The organism is Lysinibacillus sp. UGB7 (genome assembly GCF_049058285.1).
Taxonomy (GTDB): Bacteria; Bacillota; Bacilli; order Bacillales_A; family Planococcaceae; genus Lysinibacillus; species Lysinibacillus sphaericus_B.
In genome coordinates this window covers 1-15,696 of record NZ_JBMGUV010000005.1, presented here as the reverse complement: position 1 = coordinate 15,696, position 15,696 = coordinate 1, and the positions used below count along the sequence as shown (strand labels likewise).

Below are 15,696 nucleotides of genomic sequence, written 5' to 3'. Positions count from 1 at the left end.
AGTCAAGTAATCACTACGTTATATATTAAAAATTTCCATGATTTCTAATGCTCGCCCATTGACTTTTTTTCAAAAACCATCTTACTTGCAAGTTCGTTTATCATGCCGTATTATATCCTTAAAGGCTGCATTGTTCGTACAATATTAAGTTTTAACCTTTAAGCTGTAAAAGGGAGTTTTATTATTGAAGTTGAAATGACGGGCCTCACACCACGGTGAATGAGGATAAGCAGGAAAACTTCTGCGAACACCCACTTTGAGGAGTGGTGGTTTAAAACTTTCTATAATAACTACGGCATACGCGGCTTTTACTCTAAATATGTTATATCAGCATCTTAGCCAAATTGGTTAAGATGCTTTTTTCATTCCAAAAAAGTCGATGGGGTTAAATTACTTTGTAATTATAAATAAATAATAACGCACCATCCATCATGGAGGTCTTGTCTATTCAACTAAAGCACCCAGTAGTTCAATAACTGTTGGATTGAAAGGAAAATTATTAGTATCGCCATTACTATTATCAAATATGAAAAAATGGATTTTTTTTCTTTTCTTAATTCTCGTAACCTATTGACAAGTAAATTGATAGCTATTAATATGAATGCGATTTCCGTTAAGTTAACGTAATAAAATCCAAGTATTGCCAGTATCAACGCAACGATAGCAATAACAATTTGTATCTTATCTAACTTATTAAAAGTTTTTTTCATCGTTTCTCCTTTACCTTTACTTGAAATAAATTTTACCACAAGAAACAGTTACTTCTTACAGATAGGTAAGGATTTGAAATTATCGCTCCCTTCCCACCCTCTAATGTATGATGAAAATAAAATAAATAGCTATTGTCATCCTACACATCATGCTTAAATTAGTCTAAGACGTACTTTTTGCTCTGAAAATGAAATTTTTAATGTTAGTGAATATGCTTTGTATACCAGCTGCGAACCTTGTGTAATGTGTATGGGAGAAATGGTATGGGTCCATTCAGGGAAATTGTCTACAGTGTATCACATGAGTAACTATCAGTAATTGCAGGCAGTAATATGATGTCATAGTAAACGTCAACTGTAATACATAAAACGCCCCATCCATGGAGCGCATAACGCATTTAAGTCATAAAAAAACTGCCCCCCAATAAATGTGTCTAACAATTAGGGGGACAGTTCAAACGATATAGCAACAACTAACTCTTCTTTTTTAATTAGATAACCATACCAACAATTGTAGCTGTTAAGATACTAACAAGTGTGGCTCCATATAACAACTTTAAGCCGAAACGAGCAACTACATTTCCTTGCTTTTCATTCAAACCTTTTACTGCTCCGGCAATAATACCGATAGATGAAAAGTTTGCAAAGGATACAAGAAAGACTGAAATAATACCCAGTGTATGTGCACTCATAGACTTAGCTGCTTCTCCAAGGCTTATCATTGCAACAAATTCATTCGTTACTAATTTTGTTGCCATAATTCCTCCAGCAGTAATAGCATCTGCCCAGGGTACACCCATCAAGAAAGCAATTGGTGCAAAGATATAACCTAAAATGTCTTGGAAAGATATACCGAAGATCATATCAAATAGTGAATTGATTAAATCCATTAATGCTACGAAACCGATAAGCATAGCGCCAACAATGATGGCTACTTTAAATCCATCCATGATATATTCTCCAAGCATTTGAAAGAAAGATTGCTTATGCTCGTCTTCAATCTTTAAAATATCTTCGCTTTCTTCTACTTTATAAGGATTAATGATCGAAACAATAATAAATCCGCCAAACAAGTTTAACACAATCGCTGTTACAACATATTTTGGTTCAATCATAGTCATATATGCTCCAACAACTGACATCGAAACGGTCGACATTGCTGATGCGCATAATGTATACATTCGCTGTGGACTAATCTTATCTAATTGTTTTTTTACAGTAATGAATACTTCAGATTGACCTACCATTGCAGAAGCAACAGCATTATAGGATTCCAATTTCCCCATACCGTTTACTTTACTTAAAAGTAAACCTATCCATTTCATGATGAAAGGAAGAATTTTAAAATGCTGCAAGATTCCTATCAATACAGATATAAAAACAATTGGTAATAATACATTTAGGAAGAAGGAATACTCTCCTTCATTCGCTAAACCACCAAAAACAAAGGATATGCCCGTACTTGCGTAAGATAATAAATGATCAAATACTTTTGTAAATCCTTTGATTAGAACATAACCAAACTTTGTATTTAGCAGTAATGCTGCAAATAGGAATTGGATGATTAACATAATAATTATGTTTTTATATTTTATTTCTTTTTTGTTTTTACTCATTAACAGCGCTAAACCAAAAACAAGTAGCAATCCACAAAAGGATATTAAGTATCTCATAAGTTCCTCCATAAATAATTTTTGGACGTTCGAACCCAAGACTATAAAGCCATTCTTCCGCTCATTATGTTCCTATATCGAAACTTCAAGAACAGCCAAAGATCTTAACTAGATAATAATCAGTCAGACGTCAGACAATCAATTTACTATAACAGTTTTTTTACTAGCGATTCAATAGTAATCGAAAAAAAATATGCCACAAGGCATACGAGTACGACAAATACAGTATCTAAACAACTTTGTGGAAAAATAGATCCTAATTGATGATTTCTTTTATTGAATTAACGATTGGGATTACAGTCAAAACTCCTCGATTCATTTACTAACCTAAAACAAGGTGCTATTATAGGACCTTTAGTATCACATTTTCATTTCTTTATAGTGGATATCATAAAAATAGCCAACTAAATCACTTCTCGATATTCCCTGTTTCTTTGCTTTATCTGCAATAGGAAGTCTTTTTTAATATTTTTCCTTCATACTCATCAAGACTTATTCCCCCAAAAATAGATATTGCATTATAATCGAATTTGACATGGTAAACTACAGTTCCTTTATTGTGTGAGATTTTTGATATATTATGTCTTTCATTTTTAAGACAACTAAAATAAGCGTATGACCTTAAAAAAACCACCACTCTAAAATTGAGGAGTCGTGGTTTAAAAATTTCAATAATAACTCGGCATAGCGGCTTTTAAGTTTAATTTTATAGTCACAAAGCTTTTAACGACTCATCCTTCTTTTTGGAGGGTGAGTTTTTATTGTCAAAATTGGTGGTAACATTCACAATAAGACAGATGTTTGAATGGTATTTAGACAGTCCCTTTATAATTTATAAATGCTTGTAACGTGACATCAATTAATTCCCCACTCTTTTTTGCTTCCCTACTTTGCGTTCTTCTCCTAATCTTCTTAAAAAGATTTTCTCTTTCTACCAAATACTAAGTTTATTTATTTACAAATTTGTACATCCTCTTAATAGTTTAAAAAACTTATGGAGGAGGACATGAAAGTGAATGCTTTAGAGAATACTAGCACCTCCCAACAGAATGCTCAAAAGACACCACTAAACACATCACTGTCAAAAAATATAACTACGTTAAAAGAAGCTTTTGGCAGTAGTGATGACATTATTATTCGCGAGACCTTAATTGGTAAATTAAAGAAACGGTCCATTGCAATTATTCACACTGATGGTTTAGCGAATAGTACGGTCATTTCAGACTTTATCGTAGAGCCACTTTTATCTGACTTAAAGGAGACTCCTGAAACGACAATTATTGAGTTAAATCAATATTTAAAGGATTACTGTTTAACGGTGGGTCATGTTAAAGATATAGTAGATTTTGCCTCATTGTATAGCGCTGTCTTAAATGGAGATACCATCCTATTGTTGAATGGATTAGCAAAAGGCATTGCCACCAGTACAAAAAGTTCTAAAGATAGAGCAATAACGGAACCTGCAACAGAATCGGTTATTAGAGGACCAAGAGAGTCATTTACAGAGACTTTGCGTACCAATACGGCTTTAATCCGACGTAAGATAAAAAGCCCAAACCTTTGGGTAAAGTCCATAATCATTGGCGAAGTGTCACAAACAGATGTAACAGTAATGTATATCAATGGTATAGCAAACGAGAAAATTGTTCAGGAAGTATTTGATCGATTAAATTTGATTGATATTGATGGCATCTTAGAAAGTGGCTACATCGAGCAGATGATTCAAGACACTGGATTTTCTTTATTTCCTACAGTTTATAATTCAGAACGTCCTGATGTCATTGCGGGAGAATTATTAGAGGGTAAAATCGCCATTTTAGTAGATGGCACTCCTTTCGTTTTAATTGTACCTGCATTATTTACTTCTTTTTTGCAATCTGCAGAGGATTACTACCAAAATGCTATTGTCAGTTCATTTGTTCGCATCATTAGGTTTTTAGGGATAAGTCTTGCTTTAGTTGCACCATCTCTCTATATTTCACTCACTACTTTCCATCAGGAGATGATACCAACACCTTTACTCATCAATATTTATTCACAGCGAGAAGGTGTACCCTTCCCAGCGTTTGTGGAGGCACTGATTATGGAAATTGCATTTGAAGTGTTGAGAGAAGCAGGACTACGAATGCCGAGAATGATTGGCCCCGCCATCTCAATTGTAGGTACCTTAATAGTTGGGCAAGCCGCCGTCGAAGCAGGGATTGTTTCAGCAGCAATGGTCATCATTGTAGCCTTAACAGCCATTTGTAGTTTTCTTTTTCCGGCATATGGATTATCTAATTCAATACGTATTTTACGATTTCCACTAATGATTTTAGCCGCTATGTTTGGGTTATTTGGTGTATTTATAGGAATGATGTTTCTTATCTTACATTTATGTAGTTTACGCTCCTTTGGCGTCCCTTATATGAGTCCTTTCGCGCCGTTAATTCCAGAGGATCAAAAAGATGCGCTCCTTTTATTTCCGCGTGGATCTTTATTAACTCGTCCACGATTAACCAGTCAAATAAATAATGTAAGAGGACATAAGCATTTAAAAAACAAAAAAAGACATGCCCATTAACTGTTAAAAAGAGGGATCCGAATGAAAAAAGCAATAACCATTATTTTACTCATCTTTTTGATGCAAATTTTAAGTGGTTGCTGGAGTAAACGTGAATTAAACGAACTTGCTCTTGTTGTTGCACTTGGTATAGATCTAATAGATGACGAATATGCCATATCTGTTCAAGTAGTAGACCCTAGTGAAATTTCTTCAAAACAACCCTCCAGTGGTCGTGCACCAGTCGTCACCTACCACGCTACAGGAAAAACGGTATTTGAAGCAATCAGAAAAATTTTAACATTATCTCCGAGGAAGTTATATTTTGCCCACCTTCAAATGGTCGTCATTGGAGAAGAGTTAGCACAGAGTGGCATAAGTGATATCATCGATTTTCTAGCGAGAGACCAAGAGATTAGAAATGATTTTACTTTTATCGTAACGCAAGAAGCAACAGCTAAAGATGTTTTAAATGTATTAACACCTATCGAAAAAATTCCTGCAAGTAGAATGTTAAATTCCCTTCGAATTTCTCAAGATGCATGGGGATCTACATTAGCTGTTGACATTGAGGCTTTGCTTACAAAGTTTAGTGGCAAGGACCAGTATACTGTTTTATCAGCAATTGAAGTCCAAGGAGATCCAAAATTAGGGATTGACCAGACTAATGTAGAAAGAATTGAAACACCAGTAAAATTAAAGTTTACAGGGCTTGCCATATTCAAACAGGACAAACTATTAGGCTACTTAACTGAATATGAAAGTAAAAGCTTTAATTATTTAAATGATAAGATCAAATCTACAATTGAGATTATCTCCTGTCCATCAGACGGACAATTAACAACAGAAATAACTCAATCGAAAACAAAAGTTAAAGGACATATAAAAGATGGTAAACCTAAAATAAAGGTTCACATCGATGTTGTTCAAAATGTGGCAGAAGTTAAATGTGATATTGATTTAACCGAAATCGATACCATTGACTTTATTAATAAAAAAACTGAAGAATCAATTGAAAACGATCTCCATCACGTTCTTAACACTCTTCAAAAAAAATACCAAGCAGACGTACTTGACTTTGGTGAAGCTATACATCGTACTGATGCAAAAAGATGGGACAACATAAAAAACGACTGGCAGACAATATATCCCGACTTAGAGGTAGATGTTAAGGTCAATGTCAATACACAAGGTTTAGGAACTATGCAAAATGCAAAATTAAAGGAGTAATATGAAATGCTTATCATTATAGGAATATTAATCATTTCAGCGTTTATTATCTATGTTGAACTACCAAGTTTGAAAAAAGGTGGTGCTAAAACAATTTGGGCATTTTCAATTTTGCTAATTATGGGGCTAACTCTAAATATCGCCATTATTTTAAATGCCACAATTATCAGCCCCCTGGATGTCATTATTTATATTTTTCAACCAATTAGTGATTTTTTAAAAATAACATTGTTGAAATAAAAATATCTAAAAAGAGGATAATATTATGGAAAAACAATTGATAAGTGCACGCCAATTCACGATAATTGTCATTCTCTTTACTGTAGGGACAGGCATATTAATTATTCCCGCAAGCATAGCACTAGAAGTGAAACAAGATGCTTGGATAGTTGCCATAATAAGTACAATATTAAGCCTAATCATCATAAAGTTTTTTATAACTTTAGGAAAAAAAATGCCTACCTTGTCTTTTGTAGAGGCTACTGAAAAAATATTAGGGAGTTTTATAGGTAAATTTGTATCTATTGGATTTGTCATCTTAACATTGCTATCGTCAGGAGAATTACTATACTTTATTGGTAATTTTCTACAGACGGAAGTAATGCCAGAGACCCCTCCAGTTGTATTTGCAATATTGTTTAACCTTATTATCCTTTTTGCATCCTATTTAGGTTTAGAAGTTTTTGCGCGTACATTAGAAATACTATTTCCTATTTTTTTGTTTATATTTGTTGTCTTTGTGCTATTTGTCTCTCCGCAAATTGACATTAGACATATACAACCAGTTCTAGAAGTCTCAACACAACCATTTATTTATAGCGTTTTACATTTTATGGGTCTCTTTTCTTTTCCATTAGTAGTTCTATTAATGATTTTTCCATCTGCTATCAATGTGCATAAATCCAGTCAAAAAGGATTATATATAGGCATATTAATAGGAGGATTCATTTTAACTATCTTTATAGCATTATCTATCCTAGTATTGGGCGTAACGAATACTTCACTAAGAGTATTCCCTAGCTACACCCTAGCTCAAAGAATTTCAATTGGTAATTTCCTACAACGCATTGAAATTATTATGGCTTTTATGTGGATGGTCACAATATTTGTAAGAGCTTTTATGTATTTTTACGCATCACTACAAGGTTTAGGACAAATACTTAATATTAAAGATCATCGGCCGTTAATCCTGCCACTTGGTTTTATTACAGTTGCACTTTCTCAAATTGTCCATCCGAATATAGTGCATTCAGATAAATACAATAAAGAAACTTGGCCATTATATATATCAATATTCGCAATTTTATTACCACTGTTACTACTTGTCGTGGCCAAATTACGTAAAATCAGTCCAAAAGATGCAAATCAAACGAAAAAGAATCAGTTGAAAGATGACCAAATGATAAACTAACAAAACTTTTACTGTTATCCTTTGCTTAAGCGAGGTAAACAATATTTCGATTCTTACCTTTATGTTGGACTATCATGAAAATATTTTTTCCATACTATGTAATGTTTTGTAATAAGGAATTATAGCTCTCTCCTTGTATAATTCCTACGCATTTTGAACATATATGGAGTAACAAGGGAGGTAATTAAAATGAAAAAACTATTTTACATCGTGATGTTATTCACACTATTATTATCAGCTTGTGGAAAAGATACCCAGCCAAAAGAAGTAGCGGTCGATAAAGACACATCCGTAAATGATATTGTGGGCGCTATCGTAAAAAATAAATACACTGTAAAAGAAGAAGACAAAGGTATCGTAACTATTTCGATACAAGATACAGATGTACGTGAAGGTTTAAAAAGTCAGATGTTGAAGGATTCCACAAAAATATTCGCAGAAATTTCGAAACTAAAAAGTGTAAAAACGCCGTCCATTGTCTGGTCTGCCCCATTAGCAGAGCCTAATGGAAAAGAAGAAATGACCGAGGTCTTAAGTATTTATTTTAATGAAGAGGATTTTAAAGAAGTTAATTGGGCTATCTATAACCAACTGAATATAGAATCAATTGCTACTCAGTATAAAGAACATGATGCCCTAGAAGATTAATTATACGTATTTATTTTTCCATACACTCTGCCGTTGTTTAATCTTGTAATTGTTCTTCTTTGTAAAATACCCATCTTAGTATAATTTACAAAGATGGGTATTTTACTTTGGTCCTAAGTAAACAACGTATTAGTTTACATATGCATGTATTGCTTCAGCTAATAGCGTACGCTTTATTTTATAATGGGTTGCTTGCCAAATACCTTTCCCATTCAGCAAGATTAAAAATTGCGGTGATTCATGCTTTACGTCAAGCTCTTTTTCAATGCTGTTCGATACGTCTCTTTCCATCTGGACAATAACTAAGTATTTTAGCAAATTTGTGTTTAGTGCTTTGAATTCATTTAATGCCGAAATGCTACTAATACAAGTCATGCTGAATTTTAGTAAAAGTATAGGCTGATCTTTCGACTGCTTTACTATTTTTCCCCACTCTTCGCCTGTTTTAATGCGCTGCACAATGTATTACCTCCAAATAATGTGATACCTCCATTGTATACTATATAGGGTATTCGAGATGAACATTAAAAAAAAGCACGAGCCCTCTCAATAATATTTTTGAGAGAGCCCCATGCTTATAAAGATTTTTTATATCCCTGCTGTGTTCATCAACACAAGACGCCAACCATCTGGGTCTTCAATTGTCATGCCCTTTTCTGCCCAATAGGGATTTTCTGGTTCAACTTCAGGATACCCCATGTGCGCCAAGCGCTTGGCAATACACTGAATAATTTCAAGCTTTGGAATATAAAGTACCAGAAGGTTGTCTTTTGATGGTGCTGGGCATGGGCTACCTTCAATATGCTCCGTAAACTCCAAATGATAGCTGGTGTTTGGAAGGCCAATCATCAAACCATTATAACCTCGATGTCCGGTGAAAGAGCCTACCTTTTCTAATCCTAGCCCTTCGCAATAGAATTTTTCAATTTCATTTAATTTATCAGTGGGTCTTGCAACACGCTCCTGCGCTACCTGTAGTTCCTTTGTCCATTGTTGTTTCATATTTATCTCCTTTTCGAACATTATATAATTGAAAAACAGGAATGGAGAACAGTCAATGGTCTGAATAGAGTATTGTTTTGACCTCGCTGTTTTACACTGTAATACCCGTGAAACTATTGAAATGAATCATTAACCTCAGAAGTGTTAGCATAAAATTTATTTTTAGAGCGTTGAATATTACAAATAAATAATATAGTTGCTACTAGTAACATTATCATTGAGCCTGAAACGACAACAGCTCGAATAGACAACACTTCGGACGCAACACCAAAAATAGCAGTGACAATAATGATTAGAACAGCTTCCACTAGACCATAAATACCCCCTATTCTGCCCATAACATTCACAGGGATATTATTTTGATAAAAAGTATAAAAACCTGTATTTGCAAAGGCCGTAGCAAATGACAAAATAAAGCACCCCATCGATGCTAGTATAAATGTATATGATAATGAGAAAATTATATAACCACAAGCAGTTATTAACGAACCCATTCCAATAAGCCAAGAAGTAGGTATTTTTTCAATAATAATCGTATTTGTTAATGAACCAATTAATACCCCTCCACCAGCAATGCTCACTAAAATTCCATATTGACCTTCAGATAAAGAAAGCACCTGAGTGGCAAATGCCGCTTCTAAAGAATCCGTAGCTGTCATCATGACAATCATGGCACTAAATAAAAAGTAAATAGTCATGATATACGAATATTTCCCACTAAATCTTAGAACAAGTTTCCAATCTTCTTTTAATAATTTAATAGATAATTTATTTTCTGCTTTCTCAACAAGTTGTTTAGACGCTTCAACATTCGGCATTGCGAGCGTGAATAAAGCCGATAGAAATAAAGCGATGGCATTCATATAAATAGCCATATTAGGTGTACCTATTGTAAACATCAAGCCAGCTATTGCTGGTCCTGTCACAAACGCACCTGAATCCAATAAACTGCGCAAAGCGTTAAATCGTTTTCTTTGTTCGATTGGTATTAACTTCGTAATATAGGTCATAGATGTTGGATGATAGATAGAACTGAAAATAGTGATTAAAAAAACCATACCATATATAAAAACTAAAGAAGAAGCAAAAGGCAATACTGCAATGAATAAAGCTTGCAACATATTCAGTACTATCATGAGATATTTCTTATTTAAACGATCAATTACACTACCTGACCAAATATTCGTACAAACTGTCGATAAAGCCCTAATAATATATAAGCCAGAAACAGCAAGAGCTGATTCCGTGATGTTCAAAACAATGAGATTTAAGGCTATAAAATAGATCCAACTTCCCACACTTGACACACCAATACTAAATAGTAAAATAATTGGGTACCGCCAAGTTTTTAATAATAATTTGATATTCAATTCCATTCCTCCTAGCTATTCATCAAATAATATTTCATTTAAACAAAAAAAAAATCTCATCCCCAAGACGTTAACGTCTTGGGGACGAGATTTTTAATCGCGGTACCACCCCTGTTTGTTAATATGTCACCATATTAACCTTATCAGGTACAACAAACTATACCCTAGCTCTATAACAGGAGCTCCTGTCACACTATCCCCCTATTTGGGTTCCAATGTGCTGCTCAGAGGCTTGGTTCAATAAAATTTGTCTTACTCCCTTTCAGCTACCGGAGTTCTCTGTAAAGAATTAATTTTATTTACTCTTCTCTTCATAGCATATGTAACATTATTAAACTTTTTGTGAAACAAATTTCAATATAATTCTAAATAATATATATGATAACATTATCTCTTGTCAATACTTGGAACTATGGAAATTTGCTCTCATAGCACATGAATGATGACCTGACCTTTTCGTTATGGTTTTGCTGTTGCATATAAAAAACCAGATCACTTTGAATAGTGAACTGGCTTTAATAAATTACTCTATCAGTGCGACTGTAAATGACGCCGAGGTCTTCTCCTTCACTTCCTCCAGAGTTACACCTTCCGTTAGTTCAATAAGTTCCATGCCTTCAGCTGTAAAATCAAAAACCGCTAAGTCTGTTATTAATCTATGAACAACACCTTTTCCTGTCAAAGGTAGCTCACATTCCTTTTTGATCTTCGACTCGCCGTTTTTATTGACATGCTCCATAACGACAATTACTCTTTTTGCTCCAACGACAAGATCCATGGCACCACCCATGCCCTTCACCATTTTCCCAGGGATCATCCAGTTGGCAAGATCACCTGTTTCAGATACTTCCATGCCACCTAAAATAGCAAGATCTATATGACCACCACGAATCATGGCAAAAGATTCAGCGCTGTCAAAAAAGGATGCACCCGGCACAACTGTAACCGTTTCCTTCCCTGCATTGATCAAATCAGCATCTACCGCCCCCTCTTCCGGGTAGGGACCAATGCCTAATAGACCATTTTCGGATTGTAAAAGTACGTCATAATCTGCCGGGATTGCATTTGCCACAAGCGTTGGGATACCAATACCTAGATTGACATTCATGCCATTTTGTATTTCTTGTACAGCTCTGTCTACAATTCTTTGTCTTGTATCGCCCATCATGCTTCCCCCTTTTTCACCGTTAGACGCTCAATACGTTTTTCATAATTTTCACCTAATAACACACGTTGTACAAAAACGCCTGGTGTATGAATATGATCCGGATCCAGTTCACCAACTTCAACAATCTCTTCTACTTCCGCAATAGTAATTTTCCCTGCCATTGCCGCTAATGGATTAAAATTACGTGATGTTTTACGATAAACGAGATTGCCTAGCTTGTCTGCTTTCCATGCCTTCACAAGTGCAAAGTCACCGACAATACCCTTTTCTAATATATAATCCTTGCCATCAAAAACTTTTACTTCTTTGCCTTCAGCAATTGGCGTTCCAACCCCTGTAGCCGTGTAAAAACCAGGAATACCTGCTCCTCCAGCACGTATACGCTCTGCCAATGTTCCTTGCGGCGTTAATTCAACTTCAAGCTCTCCACTTAAAAATTGCTGCTCAAAGATTTTATTTTCTCCTACATAGGATGCAATCATTTTTTTTATTTGTTTATTGGCTAATAATAACCCTAATCCCCAATCATCTATCCCACAGTTATTACTAACAACAGTTAAATCCTTTGTGCCCTTATGCTCTAATGCCGAAATTGCCTTTTCAGGAATGCCACATAAGCCAAATCCCCCTACAACTACTGTGTCTCCATCTTTAATATCAGCAATGACTTCCTCGAACGAATTCCACACTTTCCCGATCCCCATATCGAAACCCCCTAAAATTGCTCGTTTATTAAGAAAAATTCTACATCATTATCATTTTATAAGTAAAGGAATTAATTTGAATACTATTTATTCCAAAAGGGCATAAATCTATTTTTCTTACTCTTCTTGCGAACTAATGGTCTTTAACAATTGCTTTAGCGCATAGGATTGATATGTATTTTTCTTCGTAATGACACCTAAACGCCAAGGCATATCAAAATTAAGCAATGGAATAATTTTCACATTTCGATTCGTTTGCTTAGCTGCAATCGAATAAGGTAAAAGTGTTACGCCTAAATTTGATGATACAAGTTCCACAATTAAATCCCATTGAGAGCTCTTGTAACCAATTAATGGATTAAAACCAGCACCTTTACATGATTTAATGACATAATCATGTAAGGTAAATTCTTCTGTTAAAGTAATAAATGATTCATTCTTTAAGTCTTGCAGTAAAATATGATCTTGTGTTGCTAATGGATGTTGCTCATTAATGAAAACAAAAAACTGATCCTCCACAAATGATTGCACCGTGAATTTCCTTTCATCTGTTGGTAGAACGACAATCCCCATATCAACCTCGCCGTTCTCCACTAAAGTGCCAATCATTTTGGCCCCTCGTTCCACTAGCTCTAAGTGAACTTCTGGATACCGTTTATGAAATTTCCGGGCAATCTCAGGGAAAAATAAAGTGCCAATTAAAGGTGGAATTCCTAATTTAATAGAACCTGTTTTAATGTTCAGTAAATCATCCAGTAGTATATGTAAATCATGAACAGATCGCATAATTTTCTGCCCTTGTTTATAAGCGATGTTTCCTGCATCGGTTAAATCCACATTACGAGTTGATCGGTTTAATAATTCCACATGCAGTGTGTCTTCTAATTTTTTAATACTCTTGCTCAAAGATGGCTGTGATACGAAAGATTCACTTGCCGCCTTGGTAAAACTTCCATGCTCAACAACAGCCATAAATGCTTTTAAATCTCTTAACTCCATATAAAAGCCCCTCATTTATTCTATTTTGTTATAAAAAATTCTTAAAAAGTCTCATTTAGTAATAAATTCGATGCGAATTTTTTTAAACCTTCTTCTAATAGTTAACTACGATAAATACAATAGCGATAAGGTTTTCAATATCTAAAACAATATTTAACTATGGTATTTCTGTAAACACAATTCACAATAATAATTCTATTTAAAGCTTTATTTATCGTTCTTTGCGCCAATTTTCTCTTTATTTACACAATTCCCTATGTAATATTATGAATATGGGATGGTAGAAAAAGAAAGGGGATTTTTTAAGTGAAAACGTTAACTAAATTTTCGAATACTATTATGGAAAAGTATTTGCCTGATCCATACATATTTGTCACTATACTCACGGTGCTAGTCTTATTATTAGGAGTTACATTAACAGACTCTTCCCCACTTGATATGGTCACATACTGGGGAGATGGTTTTTGGGGACTGTTGGCCTTTACAATGCAAATGGTGATTGTACTTGCTGCGGGACATATTTTAGCTAATAGCCCCGTATTTAAAAAAGGCTTATCATCGATTGCTAGTAAAATAAAAACGCCAAGTATGGCTATTATTATTGTTACATTTGTCTCTCTAATCGCTTGCTGGATTAACTGGGGATTCGGTTTAGTTATTGGTGCACTCTTCGCAAAAGAAATAGCACGTCATGTAAAAAAAGTAGATTACCGTTTACTCATTGCTAGTGCCTATTCAGGATTTGTTATATGGCATGGCGGTTTAGCAGGCTCAGTGCCTCTTTCCATTGCAACAGATGGGCACACTTTTGCGGATATTATGGGCGTTGTACCAACAAAAGTTACATTGTTTTCATCATATAACTTATTTATTGTCATTATCATTATTTTAACTTTACCATTCTTTAATCGTTGGATGATGCCAAAGGAAGAAGATGTTGTAGAAGTCGACCCTTCTTTATTAACGGTAGAGAAAGTTGAACTTCCTCCAGCTGAAAAGAATTTTGCAAGTCGTTCTGAGCGCAGTTACATTTTAACTATTTTAATTGGCGCTATTGGTCTTATTTATTTAATACATCATTTTTTAACCAAGAGTTTTGTTTTAGATTTAAATGTCGTTAATACTATTTTCATTGTGCTAGGTATTATTTTTCATGGTACGCCACAACGTTTTCTTGCCGCTGCACAAGATGCCATCAAAACGACGACCGGAATCGTTTTCCAATTCCCGTTTTATGCAGGTATCATGGGGATGATGACTGCTTCTGGTTTAGCAGCTGTATTCTCCGGATGGTTTGTGAACATTTCAAACGAGCATACTTTCTATTTATTCACATTTTTCTCTGCAGGACTTGTCAATTTCTTTGTGCCATCGGGCGGCGGTCAGTGGGCTGTTCAAGCTCCGATTATGTTAGATGCTGCAACTAAATTAGGTGCCGATTATGCTAAAACTGCTATGGCAATTGCTTGGGGCGATGCTTGGACAAATATGATTCAACCATTTTGGGCTTTGCCAGCACTTGCCATTGCAGGTTTAAAAGCAAAGGATATCATGGGATTCTGTCTATTCATCCTTATCTATACCGGCGTTATCATTAGCATCGGCTTCCTTTTCTTCTAAAGTACTATATGACGATAAAAGGGATTCGGAATGTAATCATTCCGAATCCCTTTTGAAATTTTTCAGAAATATTAATTACAAATGGCCCCTATTGACGAGAGTAGTACTCTAAGGGGTGAATGTCTTCTTCAAATAATGGATAGATAACAATAAAATCAAGCGCAGCTTCCAATTTGCGTACTTAATGTTCTCCAGGCATCATTTGATCAACTGTCAGCATTTCTAATCGATGTAGTTCATTATTACTATTGTTCGTCAACTATCCATCACCTCAATCATTTATAGACGTTCACTAGTTGATTGGAGCGCAGGTGGCGGCTTCTGCGGGAATAGCATGAGCTGAAGGCCTTACAGGAGAGAAGCGACGAGGAGACTGAAGCCATGCCCATGAAAAGCGTCCGCCATAGCGGAAATCAACGGGTTCATATAGAGGCTTCTATTTTTAAAAGAAAAAATACTGTAAACAATAAGTTCATTATTCTATTTTTCGTCATCTTACCCATCATCTCAATCATCGATAGACGACCACGAGTTGATTGGAGCGTAGGCGGCGACTTCTGCGGGAATAGCATGAGCAAAAGGCCCCGCAGGCGCGTAGCGACGAGGAGACTGAAGCCAT

Annotated in this window: 14 protein-coding genes, 1 other RNA gene and 1 other annotated feature; of the genes, 7 read left to right on the top strand and 8 right to left on the bottom strand. The window is 35.0% G+C overall.

The window, feature by feature from the left end:
- Nucleotides 1–119 precede the first annotated feature (119 nt).
- Nucleotides 120–312, top strand: a non-coding RNA gene (ssrS, locus tag ACOMCU_RS06435) — 6S RNA.
- A gap of 889 nt (nt 313–1,201) precedes the next feature.
- Here the strand turns inward: ssrS and ACOMCU_RS06430 are convergent.
- The gene (locus tag ACOMCU_RS06430) at nt 1,202–2,383 is read right to left on the bottom strand and encodes a NupC/NupG family nucleoside CNT transporter (RefSeq protein ID WP_010857725.1); all 1,182 of its coding nucleotides are present in this window, start codon (nt 2,381–2,383) and stop codon (nt 1,202–1,204) included.
- Nucleotides 2,384–3,389: 1,006 nt separating this feature from the next.
- On the opposite strand from ACOMCU_RS06430, the gene ACOMCU_RS06425 reads away from it, so the two are divergent.
- The 5 genes from ACOMCU_RS06425 to ACOMCU_RS06405 all read left to right on the top strand — a co-directional run bounded on the left by ACOMCU_RS06425 (nt 3,390) and on the right by ACOMCU_RS06405 (nt 8,214).
- Nucleotides 3,390–4,946: a spore germination protein gene (locus ACOMCU_RS06425; protein ID WP_421049707.1), complete on the top strand. Its 1,557-nt coding sequence runs from the start codon at nt 3,390–3,392 to the stop codon at nt 4,944–4,946.
- Nucleotides 4,947–4,967: 21 nt separating this feature from the next.
- The gene (locus ACOMCU_RS06420; protein WP_421049706.1) at nt 4,968–6,155 is read left to right on the top strand and encodes a Ger(x)C family spore germination protein; all 1,188 of its coding nucleotides are present in this window, start codon (nt 4,968–4,970) and stop codon (nt 6,153–6,155) included.
- Between the two features lie 6 nt (nt 6,156–6,161).
- Nucleotides 6,162–6,395 carry a hypothetical protein gene (locus tag ACOMCU_RS06415; RefSeq protein WP_421049705.1) on the top strand — a complete coding sequence of 78 codons (234 nt, stop codon included), beginning with the start codon at nt 6,162–6,164 and terminating at the stop codon, nt 6,393–6,395.
- A gap of 25 nt (nt 6,396–6,420) precedes the next feature.
- On the top strand, nt 6,421–7,566 hold the full coding sequence (locus ACOMCU_RS06410; protein ID WP_421049704.1) for a GerAB/ArcD/ProY family transporter: 1,146 nt from the start codon (nt 6,421–6,423) through the stop codon (nt 7,564–7,566).
- A gap of 189 nt (nt 7,567–7,755) precedes the next feature.
- Nucleotides 7,756–8,214, top strand: a complete 459-nt coding sequence (locus ACOMCU_RS06405; RefSeq protein ID WP_421049703.1) for a hypothetical protein — start codon at nt 7,756–7,758, stop codon at nt 8,212–8,214.
- Between the two features lie 129 nt (nt 8,215–8,343).
- Here the strand turns inward: ACOMCU_RS06405 and ytxJ are convergent, their stop codons facing one another.
- The 6 genes from ytxJ to ACOMCU_RS06375 all read right to left on the bottom strand — a co-directional run bounded on the left by ytxJ (nt 8,344) and on the right by ACOMCU_RS06375 (nt 13,457).
- Complete coding sequence (gene ytxJ / locus ACOMCU_RS06400; RefSeq protein WP_421049702.1) at nt 8,344–8,673, bottom strand: bacillithiol system redox-active protein YtxJ; 330 nt, start codon at nt 8,671–8,673, stop codon at nt 8,344–8,346.
- A gap of 129 nt (nt 8,674–8,802) precedes the next feature.
- Nucleotides 8,803–9,216, bottom strand: coding sequence for a VOC family protein (locus ACOMCU_RS06395; protein ID WP_421049701.1), 414 nt, complete (start codon nt 9,214–9,216; stop codon nt 8,803–8,805).
- A 113-nt stretch (nt 9,217–9,329) separates the two neighbouring features.
- Entirely contained in the window at nt 9,330–10,592 is a 1,263-nt protein-coding gene (locus ACOMCU_RS06390) for an MFS transporter (RefSeq protein ID WP_421049700.1), read from the bottom strand.
- Nucleotides 10,593–10,663: 71 nt separating this feature from the next.
- Nucleotides 10,664–10,910, bottom strand: a binding site (T-box leader).
- A 199-nt stretch (nt 10,911–11,109) separates the two neighbouring features.
- Entirely contained in the window at nt 11,110–11,751 is a 642-nt protein-coding gene (locus ACOMCU_RS06385) for a 3-oxoacid CoA-transferase subunit B (RefSeq protein WP_010857716.1), read from the bottom strand.
- On the bottom strand, nt 11,751–12,458 hold the full coding sequence (locus tag ACOMCU_RS06380; protein ID WP_010857715.1) for a CoA transferase subunit A: 708 nt from the start codon (nt 12,456–12,458) through the stop codon (nt 11,751–11,753). The genes ACOMCU_RS06385 and ACOMCU_RS06380 overlap by 1 nt, the downstream gene beginning before the upstream one ends.
- 117 nt (nt 12,459–12,575) lie before the next feature.
- Complete coding sequence (locus ACOMCU_RS06375; RefSeq protein WP_421049699.1) at nt 12,576–13,457, bottom strand: LysR family transcriptional regulator; 882 nt, start codon at nt 13,455–13,457, stop codon at nt 12,576–12,578.
- Nucleotides 13,458–13,763: 306 nt separating this feature from the next.
- Here ACOMCU_RS06375 and ACOMCU_RS06370 point away from each other — a divergent pair, with 306 nt between their 5' ends.
- A complete protein-coding gene (locus tag ACOMCU_RS06370; RefSeq protein ID WP_421049698.1) occupies nt 13,764–15,077 on the top strand; it encodes a short-chain fatty acid transporter in 1,314 nt (437 codons plus the stop codon).
- A gap of 422 nt (nt 15,078–15,499) precedes the next feature.
- Here the strand turns inward: ACOMCU_RS06370 and ACOMCU_RS06365 are convergent.
- Nucleotides 15,500–15,696, bottom strand: a 197-nt coding sequence (locus tag ACOMCU_RS06365; protein WP_421049697.1) for a hypothetical protein, incomplete at its 5' end; no start/stop codon positions are given.